Origin of the sequence: Kitasatospora sp. NBC_01302 (genome assembly GCF_035976515.1) — a bacterium.
GTDB lineage: Bacteria > Actinomycetota > Actinomycetes > Streptomycetales > Streptomycetaceae > Kitasatospora.
In genome coordinates this window covers 6,666,129-6,680,397 of sequence record NZ_CP108404.1, presented here as the reverse complement: position 1 = coordinate 6,680,397, position 14,269 = coordinate 6,666,129, and the positions used below count along the sequence as shown (strand labels likewise).

The window sequence follows — 14,269 nt, the reverse complement described above, 5'->3', positions numbered from 1 at the left end:
GCGCGCGACGAACGCGGTCGCGCGCAGAGAACGAGGGAGCACAGTGGAGTTGGCCCAGGACGGCCCGGCGGACGAGGTCGCCAGCGGCGGCAGCGGTGGTCTCGCGCTCGCCGCACCCCCCGCACCGGGCGCCACTGCCGTCACCCCGGCCGCCCCCGCGCGTGGCGCGCTGTGGGGCATCGGCGCCACCTGGCTGGCCACCAGGGTCCTGCTGATCCTGATCGTCACCGGCGTCATCCGGTTCGGCCTGGACGTGACCACCGACGTCTCGGTGATCTACCACGCCTGGTACGGGGTGTTGCAGACCGGCACCTTCCCGATGGACGACGTGACCTGGCAGTACCCGCCGGGCGCGGCGCTGGTGATCCTGGCCCCCGGGCTCTTCCCCTGGTCGTACCTGATCTCCTTCTTCGTGCTGTGCGGGATCTTCGACACCGTGGCGATCGGCATGCTGGTGCGCTACGGGCTGCGCCGCGGGCGCAGCCTGGCCGGTGCCTGGGTCTGGGTGGCCGGGGTGCCGCTGCTGGGCCCGACCGTCTACTGCCGCTACGACATCCTGGTCACCGCGCTGGCGGTGGCCGGCCTGCTGGTGATCCTGCGACGCCCGGTGCTGGGCGGCATCCTGCTGGGCATCGGCGGGCTGATGAAGCTCTGGCCGCTGCTCGGACTGGCCGGCACCCCGCGCGGCCGGCGCACCCGGCGCTCCTGGACCTCGGCGGTCGCGGCGATGAGCACGCTGGCGTTCCTGCTGGCCGCGGGGATGAACGGGGCCTTCGAGTTCCTCACCTTCCAGGCCGACCGCGGCATCGAGGTGGAGTCGCTGGCGGCACTGCCGCTGCACTTCGCCAAGCTGTTCGGCGACTGGCAGGGCAAGACGATGATGCACTACGGCTCGGTGGAGTTCATCGGCACCGGCGTCGACGTGATCTCCAAGATCGCGCTCGGCGGCACCCTGGCCGGCTTCGCCTGGCTGCTCTACTGGCGGCTGCGGGCCCGGCGCTGGCAGCCGTCCACCACCTACGACGCTGCGCTCGCGGCCCTGCTGATCTTCACCGTTTCCAGCCGGGTGATCAGCCCGCAGTACATGGTGTGGCTGGTCGGCCTGGCGGCGGTCTGCCTGACCGTGCGGGGCAGCAGCCAGCGCCCGGTGGCCGTGATGATCCTGATCACGACGGTGCTGACCACCCTGGAGTTCCCGCTGAACTTCGGGCAGGTCGTCACCAGCTCCGGCATCGGCGTCACCATCATCAGCGCCCGCAACCTGCTGCTGCTGGCCGCCACGATCGTCTCCTGCCGCCGGCTGTGGCGCTCCACCCAGGCCCCGCAGGCCGCGGCGGCGCCCGCCGCGGCACCTCCCGCGCCCGCGGCCGAGCCGGAGCGCGGCTACCCGGTGCGCCCGGGGATCGCCTACGAGCAGAGCCTGCTGGACGACGTCCAGCGCGGCTGACCAGCACCGCCCGCGCGAGCGGCGGGGTCAGTTGTCCGGGCCGACCTGGCGCAACACCTCGGCGATCCACCGCTTGGTGAACTCGGCCAGCCCGTAGCCGAGGTGCTCGCCGAACACGCTGTCCAGCTGCTGCTCGCGCCCTGCCCCCGGCCCGGCCGCGCCGACCGCCCGGTAGACGTCGACCAGGGTCTGCGGGCCGTGCTCGGTGGCGATCAGGTTGCAGGCCAGCCAGGAGAGCTCGTAGGCCTGCGCGATTCCGGCGGAGCCGGCCGAGAAGTCGGCGTCGGCGGGCAGCGCGGTGGGCAGCTTGCCGGCCGCCACGTCCTCGGTGAGCTCGGGGGCGATCTGCCGGGCGGTGCGGCCGGTGTTGAGGTAGCCGGTGTAGTCGGCCACGCCCTCGGAGAGCCAGAGCGGGGTCCAGGGGTGGGTGTCGGCCCGGGTCGCCACGTGGGTGCTCTCGTGGGTGAGCACGGCCTGCCGGCCGAAGGCGCTCAGTTGGCGGAACCCGTCGGGGTTGACCAGCACCCGGTCCGCGGGCGTGTGCAGCGGAGCGCCGGCCGCCGCGACGGTGACCGCGGCCATGTCCGAGTAGGTACGCGGATCGGCACCCAGCAGCTGGGTGAACTGGGCTTCCGTGGTGGGCAGTTGCAGCACCAGTCGGCCCGCCCAGGCATCTCCCCAGACCGCGCTGACGGCGGCCACGGCCTGGTCGGCCAGCGTGGCCAGCAGGGTCAGCTCCTCCGGCGCCGCGGGCCCCAGCACCACGCAGTGGGCGCCCCGCACCGGCGTCGGATCGCCCAGGTCCCAGGGCGCGACGGCGCTGCCGGGCGCCGGCGTCTCGCCGCTCACCGCGCCGTCGGCCAGCGCGATCCGGCGCTGGAGCACCACCGGGTCGTCGTCGAAGCCGGTCAGCCGGTAGGAGAGTTCGGCACTGACCGTCTCCGCGTCCCAGGAAGTGGGCCGGTAGTCCAGCTGGGCCAGCCGCAGTGGCGCCAGCTCGCCGGTGCGCAGCGCCTGGGCGTGCGCGGCGAGCAGCGGCGCCAGCCGTCCGGCCGGCAGGACCGCGGGCGTCCCGGCCCGGGCGGGCGCGGGTCTGGGCACCGAGAGCTGCACCAGCGCGCCGCCCACCAGCAGCAGCGCGGCACGGCGCGACACCCCGCCGCCCGCGAGGGGCCGGGCGGGGCGGGGCTCGGCGGCGGACTCCGGGGCGGTCAGGGCCGCACCACCGCCGCGACCGGCATCGCGGCCACGCTCTCGTAACGCACCCGGGCGCCGGGGTAGGGCGCGTGGATCACCGTGCCGCCACCGGCGTACATGCCGACGTGGTGCATGTCGTGGAAGAAGATCACCAGGTCTCCCGGTCGCGCCTCGGACAGGCTCACCCGCTGCCCCCCGAACGCCTGCGCCTGCGAGGTGCGCGGCAGGGTCACTCCGGCCTGCCGCCAGCTCCAGTACATCAGACCCGAGCAGTCGAACGCACCGGGCCCGGTGGATCCGTACACGTAGGGCGAGCCGAGCTTGCTCAGTGCCGCCGCCAGCGCCGCCGCCGCCCGGTCCGAGGAGGGCGGCTGGGCGCCCAGGTCGACCCGTTCCGCGGCGCGGGCCGCCCGCTCGTGCGCCTCCCGGTCGTCCTGCGCCTGCAACTGCGCCCGCTCGGTGGCGGTGAGGCTGCTCAGCAGCGCCTGCGCACTCTTCAGCCGCTGCTGCACCTGCTGCTTGGCCTCGGCCAGCGAGGTGCGCACGGTCTCCAGCTCGGCCAGCTTGCCGGTCGCCTCCGCCCGGCGCTGGTCCAGCCGGCGCTGCTGCTCCTGCACCTCGTGCAGGGTGGCGGCGCGCTGCTCGCCCACCTGGGCCAGGGTGCGGGCCTTGGCCAGGTAGCCGGCCGGGTCGCTGGAGAGCATCAGCTGCACGGTGGGGTCCATGCCGCCGGCGCGGTACTCGGCACCCGCGACGGTGGCCAGGTCCAGGCGCATCCGGTTCAGGGTGTCCTGCCCCCGGGCCACCTCCTGCTGCAGGGTGCCGGCCTCGGCCTGCAGCCGCTTGGCGGCCTCCTCCGCGGCGTTGGACTTCTCCGAGGCCTGCTCGGCCTCCGCGTAGAGCTGGTCGACCTGCGCCTTGACGTCCTTCTTGTCCGGTCCACCTGGAGCACCGTGCGCACTGGCCGTCATCGCCAGCACCGTGGTCGCGGCAGCGGTGACCGCCACCACCCGGGCGAATCGCCGCGCGGTGCCCGACGGGGGTGTACTCGCCATCGCTGACGACTCCTATCGCCGAGTGAGCCCGAAGAAGCCGCCGACGAACCGAGGGCTTCGCCGGAGCTGAGGTCCGAGCGCAGACGTTAGCGAGTCCGGGCGAGCGAGTCCAAACCCCTACCGATACGAATATTTGATCCCAATTCGGACAGCGGAACGGCCGTCCGACGCCGAAGGCCCGGTCTCCAGGAGGAGACCGGGCCTTCGGGGACGACGGTGCGTCAGGGGCGGATGATCGCCGCGATCGGCATCACCGTGGCCGACTCGTAGCGGACCACGGCGCCGGTGTGCGGGGCGTGGATCATCTGGCCGCCACCGACGTACATGCCCACGTGGTGCATGTCGCTGTAGAAGACCAGCAGGTCGCCGGGCTGGGCGTTGGCGATGTTGGTGCCCTCGTTGGTACCGGCCGAGGCCTGGTCCTGCGAGGTGCGCGGCAGCGAGACGCCGGCCTGCGCGTAGGCCCACTGCATCAGGCCCGAGCAGTCGAAGGAGCTCGGCCCGGCGGCACCGTAGACGTACGGCGAACCCAGCTTGCTGACGGCGGCGGCGATCGCGGCCTGCGCGGCCGAGCTGCCGGCACTCGGCGTGCTGGGGGCGGCCGTGGTGGAGCCGGTGCTCCCCAGGTCGGTGCGGGAGGAGCCGCGCGAGGCGGTCTGCGCGTCGGTCTGGGCCTTGGCGGCGGCGGCGGCCTTGGCATGCGCGGCGGCCTGGTCGGCCGCCGCCTTGGCGTCGGCGGCAGCCTTGGCCTCGGCCGCGGCCATCGCCTGGCGCTGCTGCTCGGTCAGCGTGTTGAGCAGGTCCTGAGCCTGCTTCAGCTTGGCCTGGACGGCGTCCTTGGCGGTCTTCAGCTGCTGCGTGGTGGCATCCAGCTCGGCGAGCTTGCCCTGCGCCTCGGACTTGTCCTGGTCGAGCTTGCGCTGCTGCTCCTGGAGCTGCTTCAGCGTCTCGCTCTCGGTGCTGCTCATCTGGTTGAGCGAGCTGGCCTGGCTCAGGAAACCGTCCGGCTTGCTGGAGAGCATCAGCTGCACGGTCGGCGAGATGCCGTTGCTGGCGTACTGGTCGGCGGCCACCGAGGCCAGCCCGGACTGCAGGTTGGTCACCTGGTCCTGCTGCCGCGCCACCTCGTCCTGCAGGTCACTGACCTGCTTCTGCAGGGTCTGCTGCTTGGCCTGCGCGCCGTCGTACTGCTGGGAGGCCTGCTCCGCCTGGTTGTTGAGGTCGTCGACCTGGGACTTGACCTGGTCGAGCGAGGGCGCCGGGTCGGCGTGCGCCGCCCCCTGCGCGGAGAGCGCCACGGCGGTCGCGGCGGCAGCGGTCAGGATCGACGCGCGAGTACGGCCGACGGGCTTGGGACGACGATGGGACGCCACGAATCCTTCTTCCTCCGACCGCCTACCGGGTGAGCTGACGGGTTCGGGCTGGAAGAGATGCCCTACGACGCCTCACCGGCCTGACGGCCGACCTGGCGCCGATTCACCCCGAGGAACGTGGTTCCCCGGCTCCGGTCCGCAGCTCCCCGGTGAGGGGGTCCCCGTCGGGCAGTCAACTGCCCGTGCTGCTTTCCAGACTCGGCGGTAACCCCCGCTGCCACCCGGGTCGGGTGATCACCATCGCGGTGGTCTGATGAGCGACCCTAGTAACAACTCTGTGATCCGTTCAAATCCTTGTCAGAAAAAACGCCTAACTTTGACTCTGGGTGCTATGGAGATCACCCGCGCGTGATCATGCCGGATACGAACAGGTGGCCCCCGTCACACCGCACGGGTGACGGGGGCTCAGCGGCGGTCGGCGCGCGCCGGGGCGACGGCGGGTCAGACCCGGCGGATGATGAAGGACTCGCCCATCGTGGTCGGGTCGGCGATCCGCACCACGTCACCGGTGTGCGGCGCGTGCACCATCTTGCCGTTGCCGATGTACATGCCCACGTGGTGCCGGTCGCCGCCGAAGATGATCAGGTCGCCCGGCTGCGCCTGGGACAGGCTCGGCACCGCGGTGCCCACCGTGGCCTGCTCCTGCGAGGTGCGCGGCAGCGAGACGCCGGCCTGCGCGTAGGCCCACTGCATCAGGCCCGAGCAGTCGAAGGTGGTGGAGCCGGTGGCGCCCCAGACGTAGGAGTCACCGAGCCGGCTGAGCGCCGCCTGCACCGCCTGGCCGGCGTAGCCGCCGGCCGCCGGGAGGTCGAGCGAGCCGAGGTCGGTGCGGGCGCTGCTGCGCGAGGCGCGGTCGGCGGCCTGCAGCGTGGCGCGGTCCGAGGCGCTCAGCGAGTTGAGCAGCTTCTGCGCCGCGGCCAGCTTGCTCTGCACGTCCGCCTTGGCCTGGTTCAGCTGCTGGGTGGCGCTGTCCAGCTGGGCCAGCGTGTCGGCGGCTTCCTTCTTCTCCTGGTCCAGCTTGCGCTGCTCGCCCTGGAGCGACTTGAGCGCGTCCGCCTCGGTGCTGGTCGCCACCTGCATGCTGGACGCCTGGTCCAGGTAGTTCTGCGGGTTGGAGTTGAGCATCAGCTGGACGGTGGGGTCGATCCCGCCGGTGCGGTACTGCTCCCCCGCCACCGTCGCGAGCCCGGACTGCAGCTGGGTCAGCTGGTCCTGGGTGCGGGCCACCTCGTCCTGCAGCTGGGAGGCCTGCTGGCGCAGCTGGTCGCCGCGCTCCTTGGCGCCGTCGTACTTCTCGGCGGCCGCTTCCTGCTGGTTGTTCAGGTCGTCGATCTGCGCCTTGACGTCCTGGATGGACGGCTTGGGGTCTGCCCAGGCCCCGGTCTGCGAGGAGATCGCGACCGCGGTCGCCGCAGCGGCGGTGAGCACGGTGATCCGCGCGCGGCTCGACTGCTTGGGACGGCGATGGGACGCCAAGGGACCGCTCCTTCTTCTGCCGGCCTCACCCGATCGGATGAGTGACCGGAAAAATAGGTTTGACGCCAGACCCTAGTGAACATCACTTCCCCGCGCCACTCCCCTGCCGTCACGAACTACCCCTACGGGCAAGGATCTCACGCAACATTCACAGAACCGGTCTTGACCGGCTGAGGGGTGGTCAGCCGCGGGAGAGCCGGTTCAGCAGCAGCACCGACGCCACCGGGCGGGCACCGGCCTTGCGCACACCGTCCGCGACCTCACGGTCCGTCGAGACCACCACCACCGGCCGGCCCTGCGGCTCGGCCCGCACCAGCTGACGGATCAGCTCGTCCGCCGTCTGCCCGGTCCGGCTGAACCGCACCCGGACTCCGCGCGGCGGCGCCATGATCACCGGCACGTCCAGGTCCTGCCCGTCGAAGACGCAGGTCACCTCGGCCTGGGTGCGCTGGGCGAGCATCGCCAGGCCGCCCAGCAGGCGCAGCCGCTGCTTCTCCAGCGGCAGCGTCGGGTAGCCGGTCTTGGTCACGTTGTAGCCGTCCACCACCAGGTGGACCTGCGGGATGGCCAGCAACTGGTCCAGCAGCGCCGGGTCGTCCTCGGCCAGCCCGCGCCGGGCCACGTCGTGCGGCGAGGCCGAGCCCGGCACCACCGCGTCCACCAGGTCCGCCGGGTGCAGCGTGGTGATCGGCAGCGCCAGCTCGCGCTGCAGGCCCTGGGCCGATTGCAGCACCGTGTCGAGCAGCAGCCGCAGCCGCATGTCCTCCACGCTGCGCCCCTCGCGGGCCGAGCGGCGGCTGGCCTCCAGCGCGCTCTCCAGCTCGGCCACCCGGTGCCGCAGGCGCCGGCTCTCGCTCTCGGCCACCCCGCGCTCGGTGCCGGCCGCGGCCGCAGCGGCGGCCAGCTCGGCCTGCAGCTTGCGGGCCTCGGCCTGCGCCCGGCGGGTGTCGCTCTCCAGGCTGCGCACCTTCTTGCGCAGCGACTCCGCCTCCTTGCGGATGCCCTCGGAGTCCGCGCGCTGGCGCTCCAGATCGGCCCGGGCCGCGGCACGGGTGGCGGCCAGCTCCTCCTGGAGCTTCTCCACCAGGCGGGCCGCCTCCGCCGCCGCGTCCTGCGCGCCGGCCCGCTCGGCCTCCTCGCCGGCCTCGGCGACCAGCCTGGTCCAGCCGCTGGTGCGCAGCAGGTAGGCCGCAGCCGCCACGTCCAGCGGCTCGGCGGCGCCCGGCACCTGGCCGGTCTCCAGTGCCCTGACCAGGTCGGGCTGCCCCAGCCGCAGCCGGTCCGCTATCCGCAGCCGGAAGACCGGCTCGGCCTCCAGCGCGGCGGCCAGCGCGGTGCCGGCGTACTTGGCCCGCCGGGCGGGGGTGAACTTCGCGTACGGGCGCAGGGTCGGCGGCAGGTCGGCGGACGGCAGCCCGCCGAGCGCGTCCGCGGCCAGCCCGATCACCCGCCGGCGCACGCCCTCGGGCAGCGGGCGGTCCAGCTGCTCGGCCGCCGCGGGCTCGGCGCCGAGGTCGGCCGTCGGCTCCGCCGGTTCGCCGCCAGCGGGCACGGGCCCCTGCGACTCGGCGGCCTGGCTGGCTGCGTCCATCGCGTCCTCGGCTCCGATCCTGTCTGTGCGGCTGCCCCGGCCCTGTGCCGGCACACCCTGACTCACCGCCCGGTGACTCACCGCTCCATGCAATTGTCGCGTGCGCGGCGGTGATTTTTCAGCAGCCCCTGGTCGGGGCGGGCTCAGCCCGCGCTCTCGGCGCCCGGGCGGGCCACCAGCTCGACCTGGTCGACCGCGTTGCACCAGCGGCAGCGGATCGACTCCAGGCTCTCGCTGAGCACCTCGCGCTCCTCCACGCTCGCCTCGCCGGCCAGGTCCAGGTGCAGGTACTCGACCACCCGGGAGGACCGGGTGACGTCGAACCGGGTCAGGTTGCCACAGAGCGTGCAGCGCCAGCGGGTCTCGGCGGTGGGCGCGGGGACGGGCATGAGCTGGGTCCTCTCGGCTGCGGCCTGCTCCGGGCCAATGCCCGGCCGGGCCTCAAGCCTAGGGCCTGACCCCGTGGCGGTGGCCACCGGATACCCCTTCCGACCAGCACCGCCATCCCTCGAACACCCGCGCGGGCCGTCACCCGCTCGCCGTACAGCGCGGGTGTCGCCGACCGCCCGGCGCGGAATGCATCGCCGCATGCCGCTCCCCCGGCCCGCCTGGGCCCAGCCCCCCGACGGCGGTCCGGTCCCGGTCGTCACCTGCCTGCTCATCGCGCTGAACTGCCTGGTCTTCCTGGCCGGCCCCAGCGGCATCAACCCGCACTACGGCACCGGCGCCGCCGTGCGGGCCTGCGCGGCGCAGCACTACCAGCAGCGCTGGGGCGCGATCCCCGTCGAGCTGCTGAGCAACCGTCCGCTGACCCAGGGCCGGCTGGCCACGCTGACCGCGCCGGTGAGCGGCTGCCCGCTGCTGACCACCCCGCACAAGATCCCGGCGCTCTCCGCGCTCAGCTCGCTCTTCGTGCACGGCGGATGGCTGCACCTGCTGGGCAACATGCTCTTCCTCTATGTCTTCGGCGCCGACGTCGAGGAACGGCTGGGCCGAGTCCGCTTCCTCCTCTTCTACCTGACGGTCGGCGCGCTGGCCGCCTACGGCTACGCGGCCGCCTGCGGGCACGGCACCGAGTCGCTGCGCCCGCTGGTCGGTGCCTCGGGCGCGATCGCCGGGGTGCTCGGCGGCTACCTGCGCCTGTACCCGCGGGCCCGGGTGACCGCGCTGGTCCCGCTGCTCTTCTTCCTGCCGCTGCGCTTCCCGGCCTGGCTGGTGCTCGGCCTCTGGTTCGCCGTCCAGTGGTGGTCGGTGCACCAGGCCGGGCCCGGGGTCGCCTATCTGGCCCATGTGATCGGCTTCAGCGCGGGGTTCCTGGCCTTGTGGGTGCTGGGCAGGCGCGCCGGATACCCTGGCCCCACGCTCCCCCAGCCTTCCCCCGGGGGGACCCCCAGCCCAGGAGCCTCGCCGTGATCACCGCCATCGTGCTCATCAAGACCAGCGTCGACCGGATCCCCGAGATCGCCGAGGCGATCGCCGCGATCGACGGGGTCAGCGAGGTCTACTCGGTGACCGGCGGCTACGACCTGGTCGCGATGGTGCGGGTGCGCCGGCACGACGACCTGGCCGAGGTGATCCCCGGACGCCTCAACAAGGTGCCCGGGGTCGCGCACACCGAGACCCAGATCGCCTTCCGCACCTACTCGCAGCACGACCTGGAGGCCGCCTTCGCGCTCGGCCTGGACGGCTGACGGCACCTCTCAGCGCCGGGTGTCGGCGACGCAGCGGCCGCCCTCGTTGCGGTAGTTCCAGCGGGCGCCGTCGCTGACCAGCTCGCGCACGGCGGCCAGGAAGCGGTCGATGTGCTCCTCGGGCGTGCCGGCCCCGAAGCTGACCCGGATCGCGTTCAGGCTGCGCTCGCCGGGCAGCGAGGGCTCGGGCGCCCCGCACTCGGACGGGGCGGCCTGCTCACTGCCCAGCAGGGTGCGCACCAGGGGGTGGGCGCAGAAGAGCCCGTCGCGCACCCCGATGCCGTACTCGGCCGACAGCGCCGCCGAGAAGTGCGAGCTGTTCCAGCCCTGCACGACGAAGGAGAGCACGCCGACCCGCGCCGCCGCGGGGCCGAACAGGCTGAGCACCCGGACCTCGGGGATCTCGGCCAGGCCGGCCGTCAGCCGGTCGATCAGGTACTGCTCGCGCTCCTGCAGCGCCTCGAAACCGGCCTCGGTCAGCGCCCGGCAGGCCGCGGCGATGGCGTAGGCACCGATCACGTTGGGCGAACCGGCCTCGTGCCGGGCCGGGCCCTGGTGCCACTCGACGGCCACCGAGCCGTCCACCTCACGGGCCACCGTGCGGCTCGCGCCGCCGCCCGCCAGGTACGGCTCGGCCGCGTCCAGCCAGTCGCTGCGCCCGGCCAGCACACCCGCGCCGAACGGGGCGTAGAGCTTGTGGCCGGAGAAGGCGACCCAGTCGACGTCCAGCTCGCGCACCGAGACCCGGTGGTGCGGGGCCAGCTGCGCGGCGTCCAGCACCACGCGGGCGCCGTGCCGGTGCGCCACCCGGGTCAGCTCGGCCACCGGCCACAGCTCGCCGGTGACGTTGGAGGCACCGGTGACGCAGAACAGGCGGGGCTCGGCGGGGCTGCCGGCGGCCAGCGCCTCGGCCAGCGCGGCGACGGCCTGCTCGGGCGAGCTCGGGGCGCGCAGGTAGCTGACCGCCAGGCCGGCCTGGCGCCAGGGCAGCAGCGAGGCGTGGTGCTCGGTCTCGAAGGCGAAGACCCGGGTGCCGGCCGGCAGGGCGCCCGCCAGCAGGTTGAGCGAGTCGGTGGTGGCCCGGGTGAAGACCACCTGGTCGTCCTCGCGCAGGTCCAGGAAGTCCGCGACGGTGCGCCGGCTCTGCTCGAACAGGTCGGTGGAGAGCTGCGAGAGGTAGCCGGCGCCGCGGTGCACGCTGCCGTAGTACGGGGCGTAGGCGGCCACCTCGTCCCAGACCCGCTGCAGCGCGGGCGAGCTGGCGGCGTAGTCGAGCGCGGCGTAGCCCACCTTCTCGCCGGAGACCAGCGGGACCTGGACGTCGGCGCCGAGCACGGCGAGGGGGGCGCAGAGATCGAGGGAAGACGGCATGAGGATGCACTCCTTCGGAGTCAGGACCCCGGGAGTGCGAATATGCCGGTGGTCCGCGCTTGCCACACGGACCTGTCGCCGTCTGGCCTGGTCTTCACCCAGGGCACCCCGCCACGGACGGAGGGTTGCCGGACAGCAAGCTGGGGCTTGTCGCGCTGTCACTCATGACCTGGCGAAGACTTTAGATCAGCTCCCGAAGTGCGGTCAAACACCGTCCCGGCATCCGGACACACATGAGACCCGCAGGCCAGCGGCCCGCGGGTCTCGTGGAACTGACGCCGGGTCAGTGCGCGGTGGCCTCCGCCCAGCGCTTGAGGGTGTCCTGCGCGGCGCCCGAGTCGATGGCCGCGGTGGTGCGCCGCATCGCCGCGGCCAGCTGCTCGACCAGCGGCGCGTCGGTCAGCTCCAGGGCGACCAGCGCGGCTGCCGAATTGAGCACCACGGCGTCGCGCACCGGCCCCTGCTCCCCGGCCAGCACCCGGCGCGCCACCGCGGCGTTGTACTCGGCGTCCGCCCCGCGCAGCGCCTCGATGCCGACCAGCTCGATGCCCAGCTTGCGCGGGTCGAGGACGGTCTCGGTGACCCGGCCCCCGCGCACCACCCAGACCCGCGAGGTGGCGCAGACCGTCAGCTCGTCCAGCCCGTCGTCACCCCGGAACACCAGTGCGGAGGAGCCGCGCTCGGCGAGCACCCCGGCGATCAGGCCGGCCAGCCGGGTGTCGAAGCAGCCGACCGCGTGCGCGGTGACGCGGGCCGGGTTGGTCAGCGGACCCAGGATGTTGAAGGCGGTGGCCACCCCGAGGTCGCGGCGGGCCGGGGCGGCGTGCCGCATCGCCGGGTGGAAGGTGGCCGCGAAGCAGAAGGTGAGGCCGACCTCCTCGGCCACCTCGGCGACCCGCCGGGCGCTCAGGTCCAACCGGATCCCGAGCCGCTCCAGCACGTCGGAGGAGCCGCTGGCGGACGAGGCCGCCCGGTTCCCGTGCTTGACCACCTTGGCGCCGGCCGCCGCCGCGACGATGGCCGACATGGTGGAGATGTTGACGGTCTTGGCCCGGTCGCCGCCGGTGCCGACGATGTCCACCGCGGGGCCGGGGATGTGCAGCGGCTCGGCGTGCGCGTACATCGCCTCGACCAGGCCGCAGACCTCGGCCACCGTCTCGCCCTTGGCCCGCAGCGCCACCACAAAGCCGGCCACCTGGGCCGGGCTGGCCTCGCCGCTCATGATCCGGTCCATCGCCCAGGCGGCGTCCGCCTGGGTCAGGTCCTGGCCGGTCAGCAGCGCGTTCAGCAGGTCCGGCCAGGTGCGGACCACCTGCGCGGGGTCCTGACCGCCGTTCGCAGGGTTCACATTCACCATGGCCGACTCCAGCTCGCATCCGGTGCTCGTTACGGGGATGCAGCCAGCCTATCGACCGGCGAAGGGCCGCCGCGGCACCCGCGACGGCCCTTCTCTGCTCGTGAGACACCGGCCGGCGGCCGGCGGCGCCGGCCGTCCAGGAGGCGGAACGCTCAGCGCGCCAGGCTGCGCGCGCCCAGACGGGCGCGGAGCAGGGTGGCCACCGTCTCGGCCAGTGCCACCGGGTCGACCGGCTGCGAGATCGCCGCGTCCGCCCGGCTCCAGGCCGCCAGCCAGGTGTCCTGCGGGCGGCCGATCAGCACCAGCACCGGCGGGCAGCCGTAGATCTCGTCCTTCACCTGGCGGGCCAGCCCCAGTCCGCCGGCCGGCACTGCCTCGCCGTCGAAGAGGCAGAGGTCCACGCCGCCCTTCTCCAGCGCGCGCAGCACGGCGGGGACCGTGGCGCACTCCAGGTACGTAACCTCCGGCAGGTCGGCGGCCGGCCGCCGGCCGAGCGCCGAGGTGACCTGCGCGCGGGTGTTGCGGTCATCGCTGTAGACGAGAACGGTGAGCGTCTCGTCACTCGTGTGCGTCGCCATCGACCTGCTCCCATGTGATCCAGACCACGTCCAGTCACCACCGGATGCTACTCCCGATCACCCCCCGCGGGGCGCGACTGGCGCGATCTCTTCCGGATCCGGCCCGCCGGCGCCGCCCGCCGGGCCGGTCGGGCCGGCCCGGGCGGGCGGCCCGCCGGGCGGGTGGCAAGCTGTCACCCGCCCGGGCGAGACCGCGTCACCCTCGGCGGTACAGTCCACCCGGACGGCCCACAGCGGTACGCCACCGGTGCCCCGCTGGCCGTCAGGACACGCGTGGCACCCGGGTGGTCCGGCCCAACGCGCCGTCAGAAAATCACCATCCGCACGACGAAACCCCTCGTCAACCGGCGCGCACCGGATACGCACGGCCACCGGCGCAGCCATCCGGGCATACCGCACGCACCGGACACTCCGAGGGAGACCCCCCGGCGTGAAGACGGAATAAGGGACCGACATAATGTCGGTCGTGGCGACAGCAACAGCAACAGAAACCGGGCACGCTCATGGATCGGTCAACCGACCGAACATGACCAGTGTCGGAACCATCGTCTGGCTGAGTTCCGAGCTGATGTTCTTCGCGGCCCTCTTCGCGATGTACTTCACGGCTCGCTCCGTGAAGGGACCAGACTTCTGGGCCGAGAAGGCGCATGCCCTCAACGTCCCCTTCTCCTCCGTGAACACCACGATCCTGGTGCTCTCCTCGCTCACCTGCCAGCTCGGCGTGTTCGCTGCCGAGCGCGGTGACGTCAAGAAGCTCCGCACGTGGTTCTCGATCACCTTCATGATGGGGGCGATCTTCATCGGGGGTCAGATCTACGAGTACACCAACCTGGTGAAGAAGGACGGCATCTCGCTCTCCTCCGACCCGTACGGTTCGGTGTTCTACCTGACCACCGGCTTCCACGGGCTCCACGTGACGGGCGGTCTGATCGCCTTCCTGCTGGTGCTGGGGCGGACCTACGCTGCCAAGCGGTTCACGCATGAGCAGGCCACCGCGGCGATCGTCGTGTCGTACTACTGGCACTTCGTCGACGTGGTCTGGATCGGCCTCTTCGCGACCATCTACCTGATCAAGTAACCGATCAGGTCGCTGGCCGCCGGCCGGACCCCGTGCCCTCACCGGCTCCGGGTCC

General features: G+C 73.0%; 13 protein-coding genes and 2 riboswitches. Of the genes, 4 read left to right on the top strand and 9 right to left on the bottom strand.

Features of this window, described 5'->3' with window-relative positions; all coding sequences use genetic code 11:
• The first annotated feature begins 43 nt into the window (after positions 1-43).
• Positions 44-1,447 carry a glycosyltransferase 87 family protein gene (locus OG294_RS29340; protein WP_327069557.1) on the top strand — a complete coding sequence of 468 codons (1,404 nt, stop codon included), beginning with the start codon at positions 44-46 and terminating at the stop codon, positions 1,445-1,447.
• 27 nt (positions 1,448-1,474) lie between these two features.
• Here the strand turns inward: OG294_RS29340 and OG294_RS29335 are convergent, their stop codons facing one another.
• The 6 genes from OG294_RS29335 to OG294_RS29310 form a co-directional block, all read right to left on the bottom strand.
• Entirely contained in the window at positions 1,475-2,602 is a 1,128-nt protein-coding gene (locus OG294_RS29335; RefSeq protein ID WP_327069556.1) for a hypothetical protein, read from the bottom strand.
• Positions 2,603-2,658: 56 nt separating this feature from the next.
• Complete coding sequence (locus OG294_RS29330; protein ID WP_327069555.1) at positions 2,659-3,699, bottom strand: C40 family peptidase; 1,041 nt, start codon at positions 3,697-3,699, stop codon at positions 2,659-2,661.
• Between the two features lie 221 nt (positions 3,700-3,920).
• Positions 3,921-5,072: a C40 family peptidase gene (locus OG294_RS29325; RefSeq protein WP_327069554.1), complete on the bottom strand. Its 1,152-nt coding sequence runs from the start codon at positions 5,070-5,072 to the stop codon at positions 3,921-3,923.
• A 3-nt stretch (positions 5,073-5,075) separates the two neighbouring features.
• Positions 5,076-5,226, bottom strand: a riboswitch (cyclic di-AMP (ydaO/yuaA leader).
• Between the two features lie 287 nt (positions 5,227-5,513).
• The gene (locus tag OG294_RS29320; RefSeq protein WP_327069553.1) at positions 5,514-6,548 is read right to left on the bottom strand and encodes a C40 family peptidase; all 1,035 of its coding nucleotides are present in this window, start codon (positions 6,546-6,548) and stop codon (positions 5,514-5,516) included.
• Positions 6,549-6,729: 181 nt separating this feature from the next.
• The gene (locus tag OG294_RS29315) at positions 6,730-8,139 is read right to left on the bottom strand and encodes an NYN domain-containing protein (RefSeq protein WP_327069552.1); all 1,410 of its coding nucleotides are present in this window, start codon (positions 8,137-8,139) and stop codon (positions 6,730-6,732) included.
• A gap of 143 nt (positions 8,140-8,282) precedes the next feature.
• Complete coding sequence (locus tag OG294_RS29310; RefSeq protein ID WP_327069551.1) at positions 8,283-8,528, bottom strand: hypothetical protein; 246 nt, start codon at positions 8,526-8,528, stop codon at positions 8,283-8,285.
• Positions 8,529-8,727: 199 nt separating this feature from the next.
• Here OG294_RS29310 and OG294_RS29305 point away from each other — a divergent pair, with 199 nt between their 5' ends.
• Both OG294_RS29305 and OG294_RS29300 read left to right on the top strand, forming a co-directional pair.
• On the top strand, positions 8,728-9,552 hold the full coding sequence (locus tag OG294_RS29305; RefSeq protein ID WP_327069550.1) for a rhomboid family intramembrane serine protease: 825 nt from the start codon (positions 8,728-8,730) through the stop codon (positions 9,550-9,552).
• On the top strand, positions 9,549-9,830 hold the full coding sequence (locus OG294_RS29300) for an Lrp/AsnC family transcriptional regulator (protein ID WP_327069549.1): 282 nt from the start codon (positions 9,549-9,551) through the stop codon (positions 9,828-9,830). Before OG294_RS29305 ends, OG294_RS29300 begins: the two co-directional genes overlap by 4 nt.
• Before the next feature lie 9 nt (positions 9,831-9,839).
• On the opposite strand, the gene OG294_RS29295 is transcribed toward OG294_RS29300, so the two are convergent.
• From OG294_RS29295 to OG294_RS29285, 3 genes are all read right to left on the bottom strand, one after another.
• Positions 9,840-11,201, bottom strand: a complete 1,362-nt coding sequence (locus OG294_RS29295) for an aminotransferase class V-fold PLP-dependent enzyme (protein ID WP_327069548.1) — start codon at positions 11,199-11,201, stop codon at positions 9,840-9,842.
• Between the two features lie 50 nt (positions 11,202-11,251).
• Positions 11,252-11,371, bottom strand: a riboswitch (SAM riboswitch).
• A 113-nt stretch (positions 11,372-11,484) separates the two neighbouring features.
• Complete coding sequence (gene trpD / locus OG294_RS29290) at positions 11,485-12,558, bottom strand: anthranilate phosphoribosyltransferase (protein ID WP_327069547.1); 1,074 nt, start codon at positions 12,556-12,558, stop codon at positions 11,485-11,487.
• A 152-nt stretch (positions 12,559-12,710) separates the two neighbouring features.
• Positions 12,711-13,136: a hypothetical protein gene (locus OG294_RS29285; protein ID WP_327069546.1), complete on the bottom strand. Its 426-nt coding sequence runs from the start codon at positions 13,134-13,136 to the stop codon at positions 12,711-12,713.
• Positions 13,137-13,593: 457 nt separating this feature from the next.
• Between OG294_RS29285 and ctaE the strand changes: the two genes are divergently transcribed.
• Entirely contained in the window at positions 13,594-14,214 is a 621-nt protein-coding gene (ctaE, locus tag OG294_RS29280) for an aa3-type cytochrome oxidase subunit III (protein ID WP_327069545.1), read from the top strand.
• Positions 14,215-14,269 lie beyond the last annotated feature (55 nt).

What these genes read in the sequence shown, in the direction of transcription:
- trpD (WP_327069547.1), bottom strand. Translation starts at nt 12,558, where the DNA reads ATGGTGAATGTGAACCCTGCGAACGGCGGTCAGGACCCCGCGCAGGTG.
- OG294_RS29310 (WP_327069551.1), bottom strand. Translation starts at nt 8,528, where the DNA reads ATGCCCGTCCCCGCGCCCACCGCCGAGACCCGCTGGCGCTGCACGCTC.
- OG294_RS29295 (WP_327069548.1), bottom strand. Translation starts at nt 11,201, where the DNA reads ATGCCGTCTTCCCTCGATCTCTGCGCCCCCCTCGCCGTGCTCGGCGCC.
- OG294_RS29315 (WP_327069552.1), bottom strand. Translation starts at nt 8,139, where the DNA reads ATGGACGCAGCCAGCCAGGCCGCCGAGTCGCAGGGGCCCGTGCCCGCT.
- OG294_RS29330 (WP_327069555.1), bottom strand. Translation starts at nt 3,699, where the DNA reads ATGGCGAGTACACCCCCGTCGGGCACCGCGCGGCGATTCGCCCGGGTG.
- OG294_RS29305 (WP_327069550.1), top strand. Translation starts at nt 8,728, where the DNA reads ATGCCGCTCCCCCGGCCCGCCTGGGCCCAGCCCCCCGACGGCGGTCCG.
- OG294_RS29285 (WP_327069546.1), bottom strand. Translation starts at nt 13,136, where the DNA reads ATGGCGACGCACACGAGTGACGAGACGCTCACCGTTCTCGTCTACAGC.
- ctaE (WP_327069545.1), top strand. Translation starts at nt 13,594, where the DNA reads ATGTCGGTCGTGGCGACAGCAACAGCAACAGAAACCGGGCACGCTCAT.